Source organism: Faecalicatena contorta (genome assembly GCF_022835095.1).
In the GTDB taxonomy this organism is placed as follows: Bacteria; Bacillota; Clostridia; order Lachnospirales; family Lachnospiraceae; genus Faecalicatena; species Faecalicatena contorta.
In genome coordinates, this window is the sequence record NZ_BQNQ01000001.1 from 4,577,663 (window position 1) to 4,598,868 (window position 21,206).

The 21,206-nt window shown below is 46.0% G+C and carries 18 protein-coding genes; 4 read left to right on the plus strand and 14 right to left on the minus strand.

What is annotated here, in order from left to right; translation table 11 throughout:
* Positions 1-94 precede the first annotated feature (94 nt).
* Both MWG26_RS20435 and MWG26_RS20440 read left to right on the plus strand, forming a co-directional pair.
* Positions 95-1,828: a sensor histidine kinase gene (locus MWG26_RS20435; protein ID WP_025655795.1), complete on the plus strand. Its 1,734-nt coding sequence runs from the start codon at positions 95-97 to the stop codon at positions 1,826-1,828.
* Entirely contained in the window at positions 1,828-3,300 is a 1,473-nt protein-coding gene (locus tag MWG26_RS20440; protein WP_025655794.1) for a response regulator, read from the plus strand. The genes MWG26_RS20435 and MWG26_RS20440 overlap by 1 nt, the downstream gene beginning before the upstream one ends.
* Positions 3,301-3,410: 110 nt before the next feature.
* On the opposite strand, the gene MWG26_RS20445 is transcribed toward MWG26_RS20440, so the two are convergent.
* Positions 3,411-4,220, minus strand: a complete 810-nt coding sequence (locus MWG26_RS20445; protein WP_181969574.1) for an AraC family transcriptional regulator — start codon at positions 4,218-4,220, stop codon at positions 3,411-3,413.
* 107 nt (positions 4,221-4,327) lie between these two features.
* On the opposite strand from MWG26_RS20445, the gene MWG26_RS20450 reads away from it, so the two are divergent.
* Complete coding sequence (locus MWG26_RS20450; protein ID WP_025655792.1) at positions 4,328-5,386, plus strand: uroporphyrinogen decarboxylase family protein; 1,059 nt, start codon at positions 4,328-4,330, stop codon at positions 5,384-5,386.
* Between the two features lie 88 nt (positions 5,387-5,474).
* Here the strand turns inward: MWG26_RS20450 and MWG26_RS20455 are convergent, their stop codons facing one another.
* The 9 genes from MWG26_RS20455 to ulaG all read right to left on the minus strand — a co-directional run bounded on the left by MWG26_RS20455 (position 5,475) and on the right by ulaG (position 13,438).
* Positions 5,475-6,167, minus strand: a complete 693-nt coding sequence (locus MWG26_RS20455; RefSeq protein ID WP_025655791.1) for an L-ribulose-5-phosphate 4-epimerase — start codon at positions 6,165-6,167, stop codon at positions 5,475-5,477.
* A 17-nt stretch (positions 6,168-6,184) separates the two neighbouring features.
* On the minus strand, positions 6,185-6,982 hold the full coding sequence (locus MWG26_RS20460) for a DeoR/GlpR family DNA-binding transcription regulator (RefSeq protein ID WP_025655790.1): 798 nt from the start codon (positions 6,980-6,982) through the stop codon (positions 6,185-6,187).
* Positions 6,983-7,284: 302 nt separating this feature from the next.
* Positions 7,285-8,307 (minus strand): uroporphyrinogen decarboxylase family protein, encoded by a 1,023-nt coding sequence (locus tag MWG26_RS20465; RefSeq protein WP_025655789.1) that lies wholly within the window; start codon positions 8,305-8,307, stop codon positions 7,285-7,287.
* 71 nt (positions 8,308-8,378) lie between these two features.
* On the minus strand, positions 8,379-8,678 hold the full coding sequence (locus MWG26_RS20470; RefSeq protein WP_025655788.1) for a PTS sugar transporter subunit IIB: 300 nt from the start codon (positions 8,676-8,678) through the stop codon (positions 8,379-8,381).
* Between the two features lie 66 nt (positions 8,679-8,744).
* Positions 8,745-10,097 (minus strand): PTS transporter subunit IIC, encoded by a 1,353-nt coding sequence (locus tag MWG26_RS20475; protein WP_025655787.1) that lies wholly within the window; start codon positions 10,095-10,097, stop codon positions 8,745-8,747.
* Between the two features lie 205 nt (positions 10,098-10,302).
* Positions 10,303-11,157 carry a Cof-type HAD-IIB family hydrolase gene (locus MWG26_RS20480; RefSeq protein ID WP_117440811.1) on the minus strand — a complete coding sequence of 285 codons (855 nt, stop codon included), beginning with the start codon at positions 11,155-11,157 and terminating at the stop codon, positions 10,303-10,305.
* On the minus strand, positions 11,144-11,890 hold the full coding sequence (locus MWG26_RS20485; RefSeq protein ID WP_025655785.1) for a creatininase family protein: 747 nt from the start codon (positions 11,888-11,890) through the stop codon (positions 11,144-11,146). Before MWG26_RS20485 ends, MWG26_RS20480 begins: the two co-directional genes overlap by 14 nt.
* Positions 11,887-12,348, minus strand: a complete 462-nt coding sequence (locus MWG26_RS20490) for a PTS sugar transporter subunit IIA (protein ID WP_025655784.1) — start codon at positions 12,346-12,348, stop codon at positions 11,887-11,889. Before MWG26_RS20490 ends, MWG26_RS20485 begins: the two co-directional genes overlap by 4 nt.
* Positions 12,349-12,379: 31 nt before the next feature.
* Positions 12,380-13,438, minus strand: coding sequence for an L-ascorbate 6-phosphate lactonase (gene ulaG / locus MWG26_RS20495; RefSeq protein WP_025655783.1), 1,059 nt, complete (start codon positions 13,436-13,438; stop codon positions 12,380-12,382).
* Between the two features lie 309 nt (positions 13,439-13,747).
* Between ulaG and MWG26_RS20500 the strand changes: the two genes are divergently transcribed.
* Positions 13,748-13,951 (plus strand): cold-shock protein, encoded by a 204-nt coding sequence (locus tag MWG26_RS20500; protein WP_009001509.1) that lies wholly within the window; start codon positions 13,748-13,750, stop codon positions 13,949-13,951.
* A 396-nt stretch (positions 13,952-14,347) separates the two neighbouring features.
* Here the strand turns inward: MWG26_RS20500 and MWG26_RS20505 are convergent, their stop codons facing one another.
* The 4 genes from MWG26_RS20505 to MWG26_RS20520 all read right to left on the minus strand — a co-directional run bounded on the left by MWG26_RS20505 (position 14,348) and on the right by MWG26_RS20520 (position 21,206).
* Positions 14,348-16,879: a glycoside hydrolase family 2 protein gene (locus MWG26_RS20505; protein ID WP_025655782.1), complete on the minus strand. Its 2,532-nt coding sequence runs from the start codon at positions 16,877-16,879 to the stop codon at positions 14,348-14,350.
* 43 nt (positions 16,880-16,922) lie between these two features.
* Complete coding sequence (locus MWG26_RS20510) at positions 16,923-19,259, minus strand: glycoside hydrolase family 2 TIM barrel-domain containing protein (protein ID WP_244062771.1); 2,337 nt, start codon at positions 19,257-19,259, stop codon at positions 16,923-16,925.
* 197 nt (positions 19,260-19,456) lie between these two features.
* Positions 19,457-20,029 carry a VOC family protein gene (locus MWG26_RS20515; protein ID WP_025655779.1) on the minus strand — a complete coding sequence of 191 codons (573 nt, stop codon included), beginning with the start codon at positions 20,027-20,029 and terminating at the stop codon, positions 19,457-19,459.
* A 31-nt stretch (positions 20,030-20,060) separates the two neighbouring features.
* The gene (locus tag MWG26_RS20520; protein ID WP_117440813.1) at positions 20,061-21,206 is read right to left on the minus strand and encodes a Gfo/Idh/MocA family protein; all 1,146 of its coding nucleotides are present in this window, start codon (positions 21,204-21,206) and stop codon (positions 20,061-20,063) included.

The following is a 21,206-nucleotide window of genomic DNA, read 5'->3' on the forward strand; positions in this document are numbered from 1 at the left end:
CTATGGCAAAATTCTTTTCCTATATCCAAAGCAATTGCATATTTCCGGTAAATGTTATAACCTAAATTTAATTTAAATAGGAAGGGGGATTTTCATGTTCCGCTCATTCAAAAAACAGCTGACCGCTTTTACCATAGGCTTTGTACTGGCTATAGCCGTTATTATGGCGCTGCTCTGCTACCGGTTTATCTATCAGAATATTATTTCTGTCTCCGTACAGTACAATAATCAGATCGCGAACCAACTGTGCAAAAATATTGAACTATTCATGGAGGGGATTGACGAACAGATCGAGTCTGTGGCCTATTCTTCCGAGATCCGTTTTTTCGGAAGCCATTTTATTACTCCCGGCATTTCTTCTTCCCGCAGCGATGTAAAAAAGGTACTGTGGAGTGCAGCCACCCAGCAGAATGGTTTCGATGATATTTCTATTATATATAACGGCAAAAAAATGATCTCCTTGTTTAACATGTATGATGAAAAAAGCCTGCTTGAACTCTGCGATTATTATGACAAGAGCGAGGTTTATCTTAATGCCCGATTCGTCCCTCTGATTCACAGCAATAACAATGGGCATTACTCGCTGTCCTGTATTAAGTCCGTATCGAATTCCTCCGTTACAAGCGGATATTACGTGATTGGCAGCATTATCATAGATGATATTTTTGAGATGCTCAATAACGTCGATCTGGGGGACGGCAGCGGCGCCTGCCTCGTAGATGCCAATGGCTCTGTACAATATTCCACGCTCGTGGAGGGTACCTTTACCCAGGATATGACGAATCTGATACAGACAACTAATTTCAAGAAAGACTCCGGTTTTACTGCACGCCTGAACCGTGAAAATTATATTATATCGGTCTATCCGCTGAATCATTCCGACCTGAGTACGGTTGTCTATATCCCTTTGTCCAACGTCACGAAGGCAGCCGCGCCTCTGCTCTATACAATGCTGACCATCATTTTTCTTTTCTTAATCGTCAGTATTGTAATCAGTGTCAAGCTGTCCAACCGCCTGACTTACCCTGTCACCGCCCTGGCCGTTCATGTGCGGAACTGGGATGGCTGCAGCAATCAGTTCCCAAAGGTAAAGGGAACGGAAGAAACTGATATTCTTTATCATTCATTCCAGAAGATGACCGAACATATCCAACTGCTGATGGAGAAAAATGCGCAGGAAAACCGGCAGAAGAGAAAGGCCGAACTGCTGGCCCTGCAGGCACAGATTAACCCCCATTTTCTTTATAATACGCTGGATTCCATCAATGCCCTTGCAATATTGAATGACGATCAGGATATCTCCAATATGACAACCTTCCTCGCCCATCTGCTGCGGCTTTCCATCGGGCAGCCGGATGAATTTGTAACAATTGATGATGAGATCAAGCATATAAAGGCCTATCTCACCATCCAGAAAATCCGATACAATGATAAATTTGATGTGGAGTTTCATGTAGACAGCAGTATCGGCCAGTTTCCAATTATCAGGCTAATCCTGCAGCCACTGATAGAAAACTGCATTTATCATGGATTTGAGACTAAGGAGGGAAAAGGGCATATCATAATAAGTGCAGGGGAAAGCGCCGGCCAGATCGTCATTCAGATCATGGACGACGGTTTGGGTACAGATCCCGTGACGGAAAAAGAAATCCAGAATAATCTGGCTTCCGTAAAAAAACCCGGGAATGGTTGTTCTGTCGGAATCTACAATGTTAACGAACGCCTGCGGCTGTACTATGGCGATAAATCCTCGCTCACTTTCCACAGTGTCCAAAATAAAGAAACCGTAGTCACAATCCGTCTGCCAAAAGAAAAAGGAGAATTGTAATGTTTAAAATAGTGATTGCCGAAGATGAATTTCTGCTCCAGAAGGCCCTTCAAAAAATAATTATCGGACAAACCCGCTATGAGATCAGCTTTACGGCCTCTAACGGCAAGGCCGCATTAGATTACCTGCTTTTGCACAGAGCCGATATTCTAATTACGGATATCCGCATGCCTGTGATGGACGGCCTTGAACTTGTCACAAAGATCAAGGATTCCGGTATTAGAATAAAAACCATTGTAATCAGCGGATACAATGATTTTGAGTACGCTAAGCATATGCTGAAACACGGCGCTTTTTCCTACCTGCTGAAGCCTCTTGTTACGGAAGAGCTTCTCTCAACTTTGGCTGAGGCCACCCGTACCATCCAGGAAGAAGAGAGTAAGCGCAATATCTTGAAGTCTCACAAGTTTAATGCGCTTCAGCAGAATGGCTATGTACATTTTACGGACGAGCTCCCCTCTGTTTTACTGAATTCCCACAGGCTTTTTGCCTGTTGTACGGATTTCAAAAGTTCACCGGCCAAAACCGACATAGCGGATTTTCAGTTTGACCTGGAGACCCGCTTCTACCCCTGCTGCTGTTTCATGCTGGACAACTATCTATATCTGGTTACCAGTCTGGAGGACCCGGAACGAGACCGGATAGAAATTGTGACCGAACTGCAGTCTTATTTTACTGACAGAAATATTTCGGTTAAGATTGGAATCGGGCTCGCTGTTTTGAGCATGATGGAGGTATACCAGTCTATGAAACAGGCCCGCCATGCCCTGCGTTTCTATAAAGCGCTTCCCTTCGATGAGTTCGTGGACTATGAAAGGATCCCCTTACTGGAAGTTCCTGCAATCCCCTACCCGCTCACCGAAGAAAAGAACCTGCTGGAAAGTGTCTACTCTCACAGCCCTGACCGGATCCAGCAGCACATCACACAGTTTTATACCTATCTCTCCGGCCAGGATAAAGATGTCATCTACCAGACGCTGGCGGAGCTGGCAGTAAGCTGCAAACGCGAATTTTCCGGCTATCAGCTGGAATACTGCGATTGGGATGAGATTCATTTCCAAATCCAGCACCGGCAGAAATGGAGCGGCATCCTATACGGGATAAGAAAAATCCTCCTGTACATACAGCTGCAGCTGACGGAGAGCAGAAGACTGGCAAACTGTTCCACCGCTATGACAGCCCGGAAATACATCGAGGATCACATGAAGGAACCGCTCACACTCGATGAGGTTGCGAATGCCTGCTTCCTGAGCAAAAGCCACTTCTGCAAGATATTCAAGGAGGAGACCGGCCGAACATTCAAAGCTTATTTGAACGACATACGGATCGAACGCGCAAAAGACCTGTTGAAAAACAGTACTCTGAAAAACTACGAGATCGCACAGGAAATAGGCATTGAAGACGCCAGTTATTTTAATGAACTCTTCAAGAAAATAACGGGAATGACGCCTGTCGAATTCCGTGCGCTTTAAACTACTCAGCAGGCCAGTACTTGAAAGGAGCGGCCCCTGGCAGCGTATGCTCACACTTACAGTAACAGTAAGGTATTTAGTGTAACTTAATACCAGGAACCGCTCCTCCTTTAAAGCATCCTTCTGCTGCGGTATTCTCTGGGAGGCATTTTTTCGTATTTGCGGAAAAACCTGGAAAAATAAAAAGCATCCTCAAAGCCTAATTCCACGGCGATCTCGGATATCCTCATATCCGTTGCTGCCAGCAGCCTTTTGGCCCTGTTCATTAACAGCGTTTCCATATACTCCTTGAGTCCGATCCCCGTATCCCTCTTAAAATTCCTGGAGACAGCGTAATACGATTCCCCTAAAGCTGCTGCGACTTCACTTACCTTTAATGCCCCGCTCAGATGGTTTTCCACATAACTTATGGCTCTCTGTTGTTTTTCATACCCGCTGTAATTTTCCTCCATGCCTTCCCGCCTGGCTATTTCCAAAAAGCGTGATATGACCGCGAGCAGCAGGGACTTTGCAGCTATGACTTTATCCATTGTTTTCTGTTTCAGATTCTCCAGCAGCAGCTCCATTTCTTTTGGTATCTGGGGCAGTTCCATTGCCACCATACACCGGGAAAACAGGTCGATCCCCGGTATCAGCTGTATCTGGAAATGTATATAAAGCTTTTTCATACGGCCCTCCGCTTTATAATCGTAGGTAGCTCCTGCCGGTATCAAATATAGGTGTCCTTCTTTCAGGTCCATCTGCTGCATGTCGTTGTGTATATGGCCTTCCCCCTCCAGTATAAAGTATAATCTGTTAAACGGGGATACTACCTGTTTATAGTCCCACTCCTCCCCCGCCGTAAGAAGCCCGCTCTCCACAATTTCGAATTTAATCTCATTTATCTTTTCTTCCAGCATTGCAAATTTTTGATTTTCCATAGCAAAAAACTCCATTTATTTTTATATTAATTGCATGTACATTTTCCCTATATTTTCTATAATTATAGTATACAAAATAATAAGCAGGAAGGAAAGTGATAATTAATATGTCTTATGAAAATAGCCTCAGCGCCCTAAATCTCGAGATGCCGCCAAAAATTCCCCGCACAGAGTATTCCGCACACTTCCACTGGGATCTTGTGCAAAAAGTTACAGGAATTGAAGTCTCTTCATACAGTTCCGGGCAGACCCGCATACATGCCTCAGAAGAATTCATTAAAGCATGGGACTACGGCTTTTTCTGGAACATTATTCCTTTTGATGAACAATTCGGCGAGAATCACACAAAAATGGGACATGCGTCCTATCAGCAGAATAGCACGGATTATTCAGACGATGTCCGTGTATTCATCGAGGAGCCGGAAGATGTTTTCGATTTGGATTTTTTCGAGACCTATGGGGAAAAGGATAAAAGCAGGCTGATTACAGATTTTAATCAGGACTACCAGAAAATGATCCGGGAACATCCGGATACCGTAAACATGACCGGAATTTACACAACCTGTATGTCCGGGGCCATAGAGATCCTCGGCTGGGATATGCTGCTTCTGGCGGCAGGTGTGGACAGCAGGCTGTTCGGAGAATTTATGAACCGTTATACAGAGTGGAATCTGCAGTATTTTGAAGCATTAGCCGAATGCGAATCTCCTGTTGTCATGGTACACGATGATATTGTATGGACAAGCGGAGCTTTTCTGGCGCCCGAATTCTACAAAACCTTTATTTTTCCTAATTTAAAAAAGCTTCTGGCGCCTTTGCAGGAAAAAGGTAAAAAGATACTTTTTACATCGGACGGTAATTTTACACAATTTGTGGATGATATCGCAGCTTGCAGTGTCAATGGTTTTGTTATGGAGCCATGTACCGATATGTCTTATATCTGCGAAAAATACGGAAGTACACACGTCATTGTAGGAAATGCCGACACCCGGATCCTGTTGTGCGGGGATAAAGATGATATAGAAAATGAAGTAAAAAGGTGTATCGCTCTCGGAAGAGACTGCCCCGGATATTTTATGGCCGTAGGCAACCACATCCCGCCCAATACACCTGTTGATAATTGTTTATATTACAATGATTTTTACGAAAAATACAGCCGGAGATAGCGGCATGTTTATGTACCGTTGAAATCTAAATATCACAAAAAGCGGGCTGAACCTGCCCGCTTTCTCCAATCTTCTTTAACGCTTTACGCTATTTACCCTGCCCGTAGTATGCCCCTGGCCCATGTTTTCTCAAATAATGTTTATCCTGCAGTACCTGCGGAGCAGAAGTCACTTCTCTGTTCAGCTGTTCCGTACGGAAAGCCATCTTTGCCACTTCTTCCAGAACAACCGCATTGTGCACAGCCTCAGCAGCATCTTTCCCCCAGGTAAACGGTCCGTGGTTGGAGCACAGAACCCCAGGCACACTGGCAGGATCTTTTTCTTTAAATGTTTCGATAATCACAAGCCCCGTATTCTTTTCGTACTCCCCGTTGATCTCTTCCGCGGTCAGGGATCTCGCGCAGGGAATCTCTCCGTAATAATAGTCCGCATGTGTGGTCCCATAGCAGGGAACGCTTCTGCAGGCCTGCGCCCAGGATGTTGCCCAGGAAGAATGGGTATGTACGATTCCGCCTACCCCCGGAAATGCCCTGTACAGTTCCAGGTGGGTCGGCGTGTCTGAAGAAGGATTATATCTGCCTTCTATTTTGTTTCCTTCCAGATCCATCACAACCATATCGTCCGGCATCAGCGTCTCATAATCCACACCGCTGGGCTTAATAACAAAAAAACCGGACTCTCTGTCTATCCCGCTGACATTGCCCCATGTATAGGTCACAAGGCCGCGGCGCGGCAGTTCCATGTTTGCTTCATATACCTTCTGCTTTAACTCTTCTAACATCTCTTTCTCCTCTTCCTTTATTCCTGGAAATCCACAGGTACCCCATCTTTTGTTACCTGCACTACGTTTACTTCATACTCCCGGAAACCATCGACAATCTCTTGGGGCGCTTTTTCATCTGTAATTACATTCAGAATAGAGTCCGTAGGGCAGCTCACAAAGCTGCTGTTTCTACCCAGCTTGGTGTGGTCGGCTAGGATGTAGGAGGTGTCTGTAACCCGCTGCAGCATCAGCTGGTTAATATTTACCTCGTTCAGTATCTCCGTAGTCATCCCGCTTTCCAGGCTCAGACCGGAACATCCTATAAAGCTCTTCTTCGCAGTTACTTTACTGATATTGTTGGAGGCAAATTCGCCCACCATGGCCTCTTTGATCTCGCGCAGCTCCCCTCCGCTTAGTATCACTGATACCTTGGAAGAATGCTCCGTATAGATGGCTTTCCCATTGTTTGTGATCACAATCACTCTTTTATCCTTAATGTATTTTATCATCTGCAGCGCCGTCGCGCTGGTATTTATAAATATAGTATCTCCGTCCTCTACCAGAGATGCCGCATACTGGGCGATCCTCTTCCTGTAAAGCTTGATCTCATCCTCTTCTGTATTAATCTCGGTTACGCGGTCGGTCACGGTAGCCCCGCCGTAAAAACGTTCCAGCTTTTTCTGGTCCTCAAGATACTGAAGATCCCTTCGGATGGTAAGGGGAGATACCTGCAGCTCTTCTGCCAGTTCCTGCACTTTTACAAAGCCGTTGTTCTTCAGCGACTGCAGCACTTTATTTCTTCTGTTATCAACTAATGCTCTGCTTCTTTTCATATCTTTTCCTCTTTCCACCACTTTGACAGGCTTTACTTTCTAAAGAATATATGATTAGATCATGTTATTAAGACAATTATATGAATGTTTTTCTGAATCGTCAAGTAGTCTTGATAATTGTTGGACGGGAGGGGAGGCTTGCGTCTGTCCCTTCATTTCGCTGGGTGCATCCAATCGGTAGAAAAACTTGTCAACCCGGGGAGGCTCCGAAGCGGGTCAGCGTATGAATTCGCTTGGCGGAACATATACCCTTACGATGTCTCCCGGCTATCACTTTATGGTGCGCCAACCTTGAACCTGTCTCAAAAGCTACCGTACTTTTCAAAGCACTCCAGCGCATAGAGCATGGATTCCTTGGTTGTGCCAATGGCATCCAGATAACCATATTCCACTCCTATAAGACCGCCTTTGGGCGTAGCCCACTTCTCTACCAGTTCTTTTGCTTCCTGTTCGATCAGTTCCTTGTCGCCTGTCGGGAGCGTTGCCTGAATGTCGATGGCTGCTTCGAAGCAGATGCGGCCCTGTGCGATCTTTGATACTTCGTCTATACCGACCAGTCTTGGCTGATGAATGTTGATTATGTCTACCCCCAGTTCGATCAGGTCCTCCAGGATATCATTGATCTTACCATCGGTATGGAAACGGATATCCATGCCGCACTCATGCGCTTTATCAAATATCCTTTTATACTGCGGTTTGAATATTTCTCTGAATATGTCCGGGGATATCATCAGATTGTTCTGTGTCCCCCAGTCATCGGTTGTATCATAACAGTGAATTCTGCCTTTGCCCAGTCTGTAGGCTTCTTCGATAATGCCAATCTGATAATCCGCAAGCCTTTCAGCCATAACCTCAATCTCTTCGGGCTCCACAAGACAGTCCATTAATGTATTTTCAAAACCTCTTAAGAAATGCATGCGTTCAAAGATACACTGCGGGCTGTTCAGCTGCACGTAGAGGCCTTTTTTCTCCGCCTCATCAAGTGCCTCCTGAAGTCCCTCAAAACGCCCTTCCGCCTTAGGATCCGGGAATACATAATCATCCATATCGTCCCATTCCTCTATCGGAATGTTCGTTACCTGGCCCATATCAGAGCCGCTGGCATCATCGCTTTCCCACATACATCCCCATTCATCATATTCCCCGTTCTTAGGGCGCACCTTTTTGGAAACTGTATAGTCCGCGCCCTCCGGCCATGTGCTTTTTGGCGGCAGGACGAAAATACGGCATACGTCCCCTTTACCGGCGATCCGGTCAAAGCGGAGTCCAATTCGATCCGGCCCCGTAAATTTCACGTTTCCTTTGATAATCTCATAACCAGTCATTTTCATCCTCCTAAAAATCTAAACAGTTAACGAGTGCCTCCCGGCGTAAATATACCGGTAGGCACTAAGCCTTACTTTATTTCATTTGGGAAATGTTCTTTTACTGCGGCGAGAAGCGTCTCTGTCACAGCAGCCGTATCAATCAGGTTCTTTGTCTCTGCAATGACAGCATTGCTTGGCGGAAGCATCCCCGCCCACTCAGGACTGGTCAGAACCAGATCCGTTGTTGTGATAAAAGACAGCGCCTCACCAAATGAACATGATTCCACAGCGGCGTCAATATTGTGCTCATCACAAATTTTCTTTACACTGATCTTTAAAATCGTGCTGGTTCCCATACCATTTCCGCACACACATAAAATATTAAGCATCTTTTTTACCTCCTGTTTTAATTGTTCAGATCCATGAACAGTTACCTTGTTTTTTCAGTGAATTACCTAACCTGCTATCGGAATTCCCAACAGACTTCCAATTCCTTTGAAGATCGCGATAATTACTACCCATATTGTCGCATAATCTGCGCTTCCCTGCCACCATGTTATTTCCATCATCTTAACAGCAAGGGCGGAACCAAGTATCTGAACCAGACCATTTGCCGTACAGATCAGGGCTGCTGCCTTCCAGCCGCCAAACTTGTTTGCAAAGATTGCGATGGTCGCATTGTCGAAGAATAGCGGTATAAAGCCGGGTACCAGGAAGATCGGGGACTTGAATACCAACAGTCCGACAAGACCGATGATCTGTCCCAGAGCTCCGAAGAGCAGACCAAGTACTACTGATTTAGGAGCGAATGCAAAGATCGCTGCACAGTCAACACCTGCTACCGCGCCCGGAAGCAATTTCTCTGAGATACCCTTGAAGGACATCATCAGCTCACCCACGAACATACGCACACCACTCAGCAATACGACGATGTTGGCTGTCAGTGTGATGGCAATCCAGATAAGAAATACAACGTTGTTTGTCAGGCCCGCCTGATTCAGCCCTTCTGCTCCCCGGAGCCAGTCGATCTGCTCTTTTCCTACCACAAGCATAATAATTGCAGTGGAAATGAACATAACAAGGGCCGTTGCAATAATGTTATCCTGAAGGAAATTCAGTGATTCCGGTAATTTCTTTTTCTCAATATCATCTTTTTCCGGGTTGCCGATCTTTGGAGCCACTTTGTAGGCAATATAGTCAACAACCATCTGCTGATGGGCTACCGTAAAATCTGCGCCTGTGATTTTCTTTGTAGGCTCGATCAGCAATGTGGAACAAATACCCCAGTAAAGAGCGGTAACTACGGCTGCTATCAGGACTGTCGGCAGCATTCCGAGTCCCAGGAATCTCCAGACAATATATGTACTGATACCTGCCTGAACGATCATAGCGTTACCTGTCAGGTAAACGGCACGGATTCTTGTAAACTTTCTCAGCGCCACAAGAACCAGATTCAGGATAAATGCTACAAGCAGCGTGTAAATCCCCCATGCAGCCCCTGTTCCCTCTCCGAGAATCGCATCTATCTTCTCGTAACCGGCAGTCATGGTCGGGTATGTATTAAGTCCTGCCCCCTGGATACCTGTTGCGTTCTGAAGAGCCGTCAGAAGTTTTCCGAAGTTCGCAATCAGGGCGCCGGATCCCATCCCCATAACAATAATACCGATGGATGCTTTTGCTGCACCCGCAATTGCCTTGGACACCTTCTGTTTCATCGCAATATAACCGATAAATACGATGATTGCCATCAACAGAAAAGGCTGTCCGAAGATTTGTTTTAAGAGTAAATCAAGAATTGAGTTTAACATTATTCCTCTCCTTCCTTTGTAACAAGATTTTCCTATCTCTTTGTGCAAAATGCATTCTTGATACTTTGTATTATAGTGTTCGTTATGATAATTGTCAATCTTATTATATGATTATTTATCGTTTTATATAAACCTTTTTTTTCTTTAAATAAGTTTTACGCCTCATTAATCACCATTTCATTGCTATATATTCGTTTTATGTTCGTTATAATTCATATAATCGCTGTTTGGTCACAATTCCCAACTCTTTTTCCAGGTATCTCGCCACACCATCGTCATTATTGCTGAATGTCACACTGCTGGCCGCGTCTTTCAGTGCCTTTACGCCGTTTTCCATGCAAATTCTATAATCCGCGCATGCAAACATACTCAGATCGTTCTCATAATCCCCGAATACACAGACGTTTTCTTTACCGATCTTCTTCTCCTGCATAATTGTCTCAAGAGCAGTTTTTTTGGAGACCTGGCTCTGAAATGCACCTAAAAGGCCATACCCCGTTGGTTCATGGTGCACGTTTGCCAGACTGTCAACGAAACTTATGTACGCTTCCATTGCTGTTTCGTTTTCCTCGTAGGCCACGATTTTTGCAGCAGTCTTGTACCCCAGCACAGAGCCGCTCCGGAGAAACTCCCTGACCTTGAGTTTTACCGGGCAGCCTGCTTTCTGAGACAGCGCCTCGTAATCCCGGATCCTCTTTTTCAATTTTTCGCTTCCCTCAGAAAAATACATTTGTTCTGCAGAATACATCATAAATGTCATCTGCTGTTCATTCAGATAAGCCAGAAGACTGGCGGTATCCTCCTCTGCCAGAAAATTACAGCAGATCACCCGCTTACCGCTTCGCACAAGTGCGCCATTATCAGACAACATGTATTCACAGCCGCCAAGCTGTTTTTCATAGATGGACATCATCTGTTCATCCCGTCCGGAGGCAAGGCAGACAGCAATCCCCATCTCCCTGACTTTTTTCATCACAGATACCGTATAGGGGGTGATCATTTTCTCGTCATTTAAAAGTGTCCCGTCCAGATCGCAGACGACAAGCTTAATTTCGCTCATAGTTCTCTCCTTCTTTTATACAGCGTATTTGTTCCTGCAGCTCCCGGCATATAAGTTCAAATAATTCCCTGCCTTTTTCCGCAGTCGCTGCGGATGCATCTCCGAAGGCCCCGCTCTCTATAAAAGTTCTCCATGGCAACGGCTTTTTACCATAAAGAAGCGGAACCGGCGGGAATTCTGCGGTCGCAGCTTTCATATCCACCAGTTCCTCCTTAACATAGAGCATCAGAGAAGTCTCCAGCTCTCCCGCATGCCATACACTTCCGTTCCACAGAGGCGTAGTCAGAATATGTCCTGCTTTCTTTTCAATTCCGGCAGCCTTCATATGATACACATGATCCCCGGTCCCGCGATCGGCCAAAGTTCGAAGAATCTCTTCAATGACCTTATGATTTCCATTATGGAAAGAATACAAAATAATCCGCCTGGGGCTGGCACGCATCACACTTTCCACTGCCTGCAGGCAGTAATTTTCAAGACATGCCGGACTGATGGATATAGTGCTCTCAAACTCCCTGGCGGACCATACCTGTCCATAGGTTATACATGGATAATAATACATGTCCTCTCTTTCACAGATCTCTTGTGCAAATGCATGCGCCAGTATTGTATCCGTCCCGAGAGGCAGGTGGAGGCCATGCTCCTCCACCGAACCAAGGGTTAACAGAACACCTTCGCTCTCCCGTATATTCCTGCTCGCAGTTGTCCAGTTCTGATAAAAAAGATTTCTCATAGCTCAGAATACTTTGCATCCAGTGCAAGAAGTTCTTCTTCATCCTTAACATTCATCAATGCATCCATGATATCGGCTGTCAACAGCATATTGGCCAGTTTTTCCATGTTTTTCATATGTTCGTCGTGGTCTTTGGAAGCCAGAACAAAGAACAGCTTGGCGTCTTTTTCCGGATTACCTTCTTCAAAATGTACAGGTTCCTCCAGTTTCATGAATGATACTGCCGTGTCATTCACTCCCACAGCGCCTTCCTGCGAATGCGGCATTGCGATATTAGGTGCAAACACTATGTAAGGGCCATATTTTTTCACGCAGCCGATTACAGCATCAATATATGCCTGCTCGATAGAGCCATCGTCCAGAAGAGGCTGGCAGGATGCCGCTACCGCTTCTTCCCATGTATCAAATCCTTTATGAAAGCAAACTCGTTTTTTCTCCACTAATTCTCTTAATAACATTTCCGCATTCTCCTTTTTCCCGAATATTTTTTTACAGAATGGAACGGTAAGGCACGTTTGGCTCATCTGTAAAGCAGTCTTCAAATCCTCTTCTATAATGGAACTGTTTTTTATCTTTGTCCAGAGGCCAGATATATTTTCCACCCACATCCCAGATGAATGGTGTGAACTGATACTGTAACACATCTTTTTTAAAGTTGTAAAGCATCAAAATCTCCGCCGGGTCTGCCTTAAAGTTCGTCCATACATCATAATGGAACGGAATCACGACCTTACACTGCAGAGCCTCTGCCATTCGAAGGATATCCACAGATGTCATCTTATCCTGATTTCCGGCCGGGTTTTCACCATAAGAACCAAAAGCAATGTCTATATCATAGTCTTTGCCATGTTTTGCATAATATGTAGAGTAATGAGAGTCCCCGCTGTGATAAACGGTTCCAGCCGGTGTTTTGATCAGGTAATTGACCGCTTTTTCATCCATATCGTTGGGGCAGGTATTTCGAATATCCTCATCCGCGGTTACAAGACAGGTTCTGTCAAAGGAATCCAGTACCACAATCTCGCAGTCTTTTACCCGAATCACATCTCCCGGTTTTACAATTCTGCATCTTTCTTCCGGAACTCCATAGCTGAGCCACTTTTCAACGCTCTTAAGGGGCCCGATAAATGGGACATCAGGCTCACAGTTCTGCATAACTGCTGCCGCAAAGAACGGGTCAATGTGGTCATTGTGGTAGTGGGTGGACAGTACCGCATCCACAGCTGTAACGGCAAACGGATCGTAAACAATCGGCGCCGCACGCAGGTTTGGCTGCGTCATCCTTCCCCCTGTCATATTGCGCATCTGATGGAACGGAGCCATCTCCTTTGTCTTTTTGCTTCTTTTACCATTGCCGAACCACAGGTCGATTGCAATGTTCGTACTGTTCTCGGATTTGATCCAGAGCCCGGTGCATCCAATCCACCACATGGCGAATGTTCCCGGGGCAACTACTTCCTCATCAATTTCCTCGTTCAGCCAGGTTCCCCATTCCGGAAATGCTCCGAGTACCCATTTCTCTCTTGTAAGTTCATTCACTTTGCTCATTTTGCTTCCTCCTGCCTTAAATGATTGTTATTTTTCATTAAAACTATCGTTTATTATCTTTTCACGCTTATTTTATCATTTATTATGAATGTTTTCAATGCATTTATATGATTATTTTGTTTTTATATGAATATTTCACGTATCACTTGACTAATCATAAATCTCATGCTATCCTATAGGTGTATTTTCATCGGAGTTAGATTTCACATATTTTTGTAAGTCATTATGTTCCATTGATAATGCCTTACAAAAATATGTGATTTTTTATTTTCTGAGATTTACAAATATTATATTTAGGAGGTACCTATTATGAATAACGGTACAGTAAAATGGTTTAACGCACAAAAAGGATTTGGATTTATCACAAACGATGCTAACGGAGAAGACGTATTCGTACACTTTTCAGGAATCGCTTCCGATGGTTACAAATCTCTGGAAGAAGGACAGAAAGTATCATTTGACATCACAGAAGGAAACCGCGGACCTCAGGCTGTTAACGTAGTTGGAGCATAATCCGGTTTTAGTGATTCGTCAGATTTGAATTCTATGCAAACCTAAGTCAAATACCCCGCAGGCGTCTGCGGGGTATTTGTTTTTTCTTGTATTGTCCGTGGATATAATAACTGACATTCATCAGATAATCCGGATTTGTAATCTATCTGAAAGAGGTGCTGTCTATTGACGGTTTAAGACCAGAGAATATTATGTTACAAACTGTTACCAACTTAAAATCAAGCATGCTTTAATTAGAATCTACGTTGGTTCTTTGCAAAATAGGTCGAAAAACGGTCGATATATAGTACTGAAAGACATCAATATGTACTATATTATAGATGTTGCCAACATCGCAAATGTTTGTAATTACGGTATTCTCTACGCATGTAGTACTGAGAATTGGAAAACTTTTTATTAAGCATTGCTGCATAAGCCTTCCCCGACGCTTAACGTTCGGCAGAACTCAGATCCCATCAGCCGCAGCCGGGCAGCTATGGATACGGTCTTCACCTGGCCTGGCAGCAATTCGAAATAATTGTCGGAACAGTCATTGACCCCCTCTATATATACACCATGGAGGAACACGTCACTTGTGATGGTCAGATGCAGGCCTCCGTCCTGCTCGACACACAGCACTCTTGGCTCACCGTCCGGCATATCCAGGCACCTTGTCTCACAAGCAAACAAACGTTCGGGGGCTATCTCCATACTTTCCGGTATGACAGCGACTACGCCGCGTTCAAGGTCACCTTCCGGAAAGTCAGTCTCCAGGATATGGCTGCGACTATATGGCAGCAATGTCAGCGGAACGATTCTAGTGTCCCGTACTCTTCCATCCAGGGAGATATAACCTACCTCAGCCATCGTGTCGACCTGATCCGGGGTGTCATTACATCCGGTGACGACGAGCTTACCGTCCACCTGACGCAAGATCAGCTTCCTGTGAGAGAAAGCCCGCTTCACACCGTAGTATGAAGGCTTTTTCTGCAGACAATAGTCCACGACGGACCAGCCCACCTCTCCCCATGAGTCATTAAACATCCAGAACAATGCGCCGGAGCAACGCGGCTTGAAGCGGAGCGCCTCAAGCGAATATCCATACATAAGGGACTGGACCATGCCAGAATACAGAATGTAGCCATCCAGATCCAGCGACTGGGGATTGTCCATATAATGCTTGACGATACCGCCATACACGGTGCCTTTTTCGAAGTCGTTGTTATGATGATCCCAGATCCCGGACAAGCGGTCTACAGGCTGCCCGTCGAAATACGACTCTATAGCCACACGCGAGGGTGCGCCAAAATACCCGTATTCCGACACAAAAGCATGGTTAATCAGGTCATAGGCCATCGGATCGATGCGTTTCTCCATATCAGGATGCATCGAGCAATTCCAATGATGGGTGTCTCCTACCTGCTCTGAGTCCGGAAATTCGCCGCCGAACGGAGAGCTGTTCCAATAAGGTATCCTAGAACAGTTGGCATGCACAGCCTTCTTAGAGACATAGTTGGATATCCTGAGCCCGAACTGCCGGTCGGGATTCTTTTTCAGCAGCGAGATATACCAGAAATAGCGGTGCAACTCGTTATCACCGCACCACAGGCACATAGACGGATGGTTCCTAAGGCGCCTGGTCTGATAGTCAGCCTCGTTTTCCATCTCTCGGACGAAATCCGGGTCATGATCCGGGAATGCACCGCATGCAAGCATAAAGTCGTGCCAGATCAGAATGCCGTAGCGGTCGCACAATCGATAAAATATTTCCCTCTCATAAATGCCGCCGCCCCAGATCCGCAGCATGTTGAAGTTGGCATCATGGGCCGCGCGGATCAGCTCCTCATACTTTGCATCGCAGACGCGGGCATAGATCGGGTCATTGGGTACCCAGTTGCTCCCTTTGCAGAATATCTTAACGCCGTTGACCACAATGCCAAATCCTCTTCGGCCGTCCTCCTGCCGGGAGATATCCAGCCTGATCGTGCGTATGCCATACTGAAACTTAGGATAAGCGGTCTTAGAGCCGCAGCATTCCAGGCACACCTCCACGTCATACAGCGGTTGCGCGCCGCTTCCTGCAGGCCACCAGAGCTTTGCGTCCTGAACATCCACGTCCAGGTCGATCCAGTTGATACCGGCGGTCAGCAGAATGTCATCCACGCGGGCATAGGCGCAGAGTACGCCATCCATTCTGAGCATGATATCAAGATCCGCGTCGGCACATCCTATAGGATTGAAATACTCGACCTCCGCCCTCAGACGCAGATGGGCATCCTTTCCGGCTTCCAGCGTCTCCAAGTCAACAGAGCGTATTTCAGCGACTGAAAGGCAGCGGACATATGCTCCGCCCGTGATGCCGATGCTAAATGCCTTGGGCAGGAAGTCCCAGCCGGCATTGTACTGGGGCCGGCGCAGCCATGTGCGGCGATGGTCCCCGCGTTCCGGGTGCCCCGCATCCTTTTCATGACAAATGCTCCATTCGAGTTCCGCCAACTGCTCCTCGGTTACCTTTTCCAGACCTGTTGTCAGCCGTATGCATAAAACGTTTTTGCCCGGTCGCAGATAGCACTTTATGTCAAAAGTGAACGGGTAGTGCGCACTTTTGTGGGTGCCTATGTGACTCCCGTTCAGGAAGATCTCCGCCCATGTATCCAAAGACTCCAGTGTCAGTTCCACCGGACCATCGCCTATATCCAGCTCGGAGATATCAAATTCCCGGACGAACCACCAAGAGCGGTTTGAAATCCACTCACATTCCCGCGAATAGTCTGCCAGGACCGGATCCTTGATAACTCCGCTCTCGATCAGCGGCATCCTGACATCGCATGGGAGTGCACAGTCCATCCACCCATCCTCAAACGCCATAACGCGTCCGATATCGCTCACGCCCCAGCGGAGAGGCGCCTCGTGCAGTTTCCAGCCGGTGTGCAAAGCCAACTCTTTCATATAAAACCCTCCTTCTCTATTAAGTACTAATCAATTATTTCTATCATACAGCGATAATTGTCGCACTGACTTCTTCAAGACCCTCAGTCTTCGCTGATATTTTTATGATTCCGGCTTTTCCGGTACTCCTGGCTATAGCCAGCGCCCTGCCGTGCCATGATGTATATCTTCCGCTGAAAAAATCTTCTTCTGTAACGGGATTGGCGCTTCCTACAGCCAGAAGTTCTCCTTCACCTTCCACGCTGACGTGAACAGCTTTATCTTCATACATATTCAGTATCCCTTCGCAATCCTGCAACTCTATCCAAACATACGATATATTATCCACATCCGCATGTATCTTCTCCTCCTCCGGACATATAACTATCCTACTTACCTGACCGGCGCTTTGAAGCTCACATCGCGCTATTTCTTTTCCTTCCTCATCAAAACTGACTGCTTCCAAACTGCCTGCACTGTATGGAACTGTGAAATCACACCTATAATCGATAAGAGGTTTCCTTGCAATCAGATGTCCATCCTTAAACAGCTCAACTTCGCTGCCTTGACTGTACACCTCAATCTGCGCATCTGAACCCTCATATCCGGGCCACGTCCAACTGGCAACAGCATCTGACTGACGCCAATTTCCAAGAGTAAAAGCCTCCCCTGAGTGTTCCAGCGGCCTCACCGCAATGTACGGTTTTTGATACTCTCCCCAGATAATGGCAGAATAATATGCTTGTGTCTCTGGAGTCCCATTTAGATCAAAAGAACCACAGGCCGCTGTAAGACACGGATATGGCTTTGAAAACGGTGCCTTATCTGTTCCGTATGTCGGAAGCCCGACACCTGTCTCTCCGAGATAATCCCATGCCGTCCACATGAAATCACCGATGACATAGGGGTGGTGCATGACAGCCTTCCAGTTATCTGCCATACGCTGCGGGAACGTCTCGGAGCTAAGGATAACCCTCTCCTTTACAAGCTCATGCGTTCCCTCGTAGAGGTTATGCCCGTAGTTGTATCCGACTATGTCAACATTCTTTACACATTCACCTATCAACGCCTCAAGGCTTTCCGGAGTGATAGATGCCATTATCTTGGGAAGCAGTGCGACGATATCGTTTACCTCCTGACTTCCTACAGCCTTATCGCCTTCAGCCTTCTGCGCGATAATCTCCTCCTCGCCGCTCGCCTTGCGTTCTTTAGCCTCATTTGCGGCTTTCTCGACCTCCATCTTCTTCTTAGCCTGCATATTGGCGAGCATGGAAAGCATACTGTTTATCGCTATAGTAGTGGGTCTTGTATCATCCAGCTCATGAAAAGCATCGCTAAGCATTTTGCTTATCACTGCACCATGAGGAAAGCCGGTATCGGTTATCTCATTTCCGATGCAGTACATTATGACGCAGGGATGGTTGTAATCCTTTGATACCAAGGCCTCTACATCCCTCCGCCATTCAGCGTCAAAATGATTTGCATAATCGTGAGCTGACTGCGGCACCTTCCACTGGTCAAAGCTTTCATCAAGCACATACATTCCGAGTTCATCACAGATATCAAGGAAATTCTTCCCTGCTGGGTTATGGGAATAGCGGATCGCGTTGAAGCCGAAATCCTTAAGCCTCTGCACCCTCCTGCGCTCCGCCTTATCATAGGTTCTTGCACCTAAAAGTCCGTTATCATGGTGGATGCAGCCGCCCTTTAGCTTAACCGTCCTTCCGTTGACCATAAAACCGTCGACAGCATTCCACGAGAGCATACGGACCCCAAACCGGGTATAGGTTTCATCTACGGTAATGCCATTTCTTTTTAACATTGTATGGAGCATGTACAGGCTCGGATGCTCCGCATCCCAAAGCTTCGCGTCAGGTATCTCTATCTTTGCGCAGGCTCCGCCTGCCTCACAGAGCTTCTCATCCCCCAATATTACCTCATGGACTATTTCAGCATCCTCAAGCTCATACGCATCGACGCAGATGCTCACAACGGCGGGTGATACAGACATTGTGGTTATCTTCACTCCCTCCGGCTTTATGCCGTTCTTAGCTCCTACCCAAAGATTCACCGGGCGGTATATGCCGCTGCCTGAATACCAGCGCGAATTAGGCGTCTGCGAATTGTCCGCTATGACAAGAAGCTCATTTTCTTTGCCTGTCTGTATCCTTCCGGTCAGATCGACATAAAAATTTGTATATCCGTAGATGTGCCCGCCTATTTCCTCGCCGTTAAACAATACCTTGGAATTCATGTACACACCCTCGAATTCCAGCATGACCCTCTTGTCCGCGAAAGACTCATCGCCGTAGATACTTGTAGAATAAAAGTATTTCCCGCCAGGAAAATATCCGGTTGCGTTCCCGTTTTCAAGAGCTGCGTCTCTGTTCTCATAGATCATGGCATCATGAGGCAGATATATCTCCTGCTTGTCATATTCGCAGCCGTCCTTCCAAAACAGCCATTTTTGTCTTAATCTTTTGCTTGTCATTTTGCCCTCCTTAATTTCACAAAAAGACGCTACATCTCATCTTAATAGCTTTCATCTTGATAGCTTGCCCTGAATAAATTCGGTATAGGCAGATTCGGCAAACCATCTTAATCAAATTTCCGTCCCACTATCTGCAAGGATTTATCAGTGTACTCCATAAGCTCAATACGATTGCCGTCCGGGTCCGCGAACCAGCATTGATAGGTGAAGTCAGGGCCAAGGGTGATATTTGAGGTAGGCATAATACCTTTATTCTTCAAATCCTCTACGGCCTCTTTTATATTATCAACCTGAAGACTCAAATGTGAATATCCGACTCTTTCTTTGCCGAGTTCCCTAAGCGGCTCCAGCATAACGAAATTTCCCATTGGATAGAAAAACTCCAATAACTGTCCCGGAACTATTTCCAGATACACCACCCATGGCATATCTCTTATTGCTGAAAACTTTCTGATCATACCGTCAATAATTTCTCCGGTTTTTTCTCCTAATGTCTTTGCTGCAACATACAATTCCCTGTTTTCAGAAATAGTTTTTTCATAGTCTGCATAAGTCAGCAGCGCTTTTTTCTTGAAACCAAAACCATCACAATAAAATTTCAAGGTCTTATCCATATCCGTAGGGTTAAATGCAAGATGAGAGATAGACTCCACTTTCCAATTACGATTCGTTGTTTGCATACTTTATAAACCTCCTTAAAAATTACCTGTCTTAAATTGTTGATCGAAGGGTATATACCTGACCGCATTCACTGCTCTTGCGGAATCCCTCGATTATCTCCACTACATGAGCGGCCCTCTCACCGCACGCAGCAGGCCGCCGTCCATGCATGATTGCATCAGCCATCTCCGATACACCGATTCCCCGCTGATCGTCAACCGGACCGGGAAGCAGTTCGACCGGCTGCGGAACAGAGCCGAAAAGCTGTTCTATTACCTTCTTGTTCTCTTCTAACGCTAACCATTTAGGTGTCAAGCCTTGGGGATTCCCAAACATCAGACGCTCTGCCCCGTCAACATTTTTCTGCAGCCTAACCTCACCGTTAAAATGATCCATATTCGGGAGATACAAAACGCCCTCGGTCCCATATATGATGAAGTGGTGCTGTTCCGGCACGATGGAATCTCCATCCATCATCATAGAACCAATCAATCCGTTTTCGAACTGTAGTATCGCTGCCCCGACATTTTCTGTTTTCACCTCGAATTCCTCTCCGGTAACGGTGCTCTTCCTATTCGGGCGGTTGATCTTCTGCATGCAGGATACCCTTGCAACAGGACCAAACAGATCAAGCAGGGCATTTAAATAATAAGGCGAAAAGTCACCAAGAATGTCCCCTCCGGGCCCCAATAAAAAGCGCATGTGCCCATACAACATATTTAAATTTCGTTCTATTGTTACAGTAACCCCGCTCACCTCTCCGATCACACCTTTTGCAATCAGATTCTTTGCTGTCTGTAACGGTGTGCCCAAAAATGTATCAGGAGAAGCACCTATCTTTACATTCTTTTCATCAGCGATACACAAAAGCTCCTTTGCTTCTTCATGCGTTATTGTAAAGGCTTTTTCCGTATAGGCATGCTTTCCGGCAAGCACGATCCGTTTTATGAGCTCATAGTGCGTATCCGCAGGCGTGAGCACAACCACTAATCCTATGCTTTCATCCGCTAATATCTCTTCAAACGAGCAGGCTACAACACCATATTTTTCACCCTGTCTTTTGGCGGACTCCCCATGCTTCGAACAGCATTTGACCAATTCCAGATTGTCATACCTGTTCTTGATATTTGAATAATAAATATCACTGATCTTACCTGCGCCGACTATGGCCACCCTCATTTTATTAATACTATCCAT

What these genes read in the sequence shown, in the direction of transcription:
- MWG26_RS20460 (WP_025655790.1), bottom strand. Translation starts at nt 6,982, where the DNA reads ATGAAAAGAAGCAGAGCATTAGTTGATAACAGAAGAAATAAAGTGCTG.
- MWG26_RS20440 (WP_025655794.1), top strand. Translation starts at nt 1,828, where the DNA reads ATGTTTAAAATAGTGATTGCCGAAGATGAATTTCTGCTCCAGAAGGCC.
- MWG26_RS20510 (WP_244062771.1), bottom strand. Translation starts at nt 19,259, where the DNA reads ATGATCTATGAGAACAGAGACGCAGCTCTTGAAAACGGGAACGCAACC.
- MWG26_RS20450 (WP_025655792.1), top strand. Translation starts at nt 4,328, where the DNA reads ATGTCTTATGAAAATAGCCTCAGCGCCCTAAATCTCGAGATGCCGCCA.
- MWG26_RS20445 (WP_181969574.1), bottom strand. Translation starts at nt 4,220, where the DNA reads ATGGAAAATCAAAAATTTGCAATGCTGGAAGAAAAGATAAATGAGATT.
- MWG26_RS20520 (WP_117440813.1), bottom strand. Translation starts at nt 21,206, where the DNA reads ATGGATAGTATTAATAAAATGAGGGTGGCCATAGTCGGCGCAGGTAAG.
- MWG26_RS20455 (WP_025655791.1), bottom strand. Translation starts at nt 6,167, where the DNA reads ATGTTAGAAGAGTTAAAGCAGAAGGTATATGAAGCAAACATGGAACTG.
- MWG26_RS20505 (WP_025655782.1), bottom strand. Translation starts at nt 16,879, where the DNA reads ATGAAAGAGTTGGCTTTGCACACCGGCTGGAAACTGCACGAGGCGCCT.
- MWG26_RS20515 (WP_025655779.1), bottom strand. Translation starts at nt 20,029, where the DNA reads ATGCAAACAACGAATCGTAATTGGAAAGTGGAGTCTATCTCTCATCTT.
- MWG26_RS20485 (WP_025655785.1), bottom strand. Translation starts at nt 11,890, where the DNA reads ATGAGAAATCTTTTTTATCAGAACTGGACAACTGCGAGCAGGAATATA.
- MWG26_RS20435 (WP_025655795.1), top strand. Translation starts at nt 95, where the DNA reads ATGTTCCGCTCATTCAAAAAACAGCTGACCGCTTTTACCATAGGCTTT.
- MWG26_RS20480 (WP_117440811.1), bottom strand. Translation starts at nt 11,157, where the DNA reads ATGAGCGAAATTAAGCTTGTCGTCTGCGATCTGGACGGGACACTTTTA.
- MWG26_RS20500 (WP_009001509.1), top strand. Translation starts at nt 13,748, where the DNA reads ATGAATAACGGTACAGTAAAATGGTTTAACGCACAAAAAGGATTTGGA.
- ulaG (WP_025655783.1), bottom strand. Translation starts at nt 13,438, where the DNA reads ATGAGCAAAGTGAATGAACTTACAAGAGAGAAATGGGTACTCGGAGCA.
- MWG26_RS20490 (WP_025655784.1), bottom strand. Translation starts at nt 12,348, where the DNA reads ATGTTATTAAGAGAATTAGTGGAGAAAAAACGAGTTTGCTTTCATAAA.
- MWG26_RS20470 (WP_025655788.1), bottom strand. Translation starts at nt 8,678, where the DNA reads ATGCTTAATATTTTATGTGTGTGCGGAAATGGTATGGGAACCAGCACG.
- MWG26_RS20465 (WP_025655789.1), bottom strand. Translation starts at nt 8,307, where the DNA reads ATGACTGGTTATGAGATTATCAAAGGAAACGTGAAATTTACGGGGCCG.
- MWG26_RS20475 (WP_025655787.1), bottom strand. Translation starts at nt 10,097, where the DNA reads ATGTTAAACTCAATTCTTGATTTACTCTTAAAACAAATCTTCGGACAG.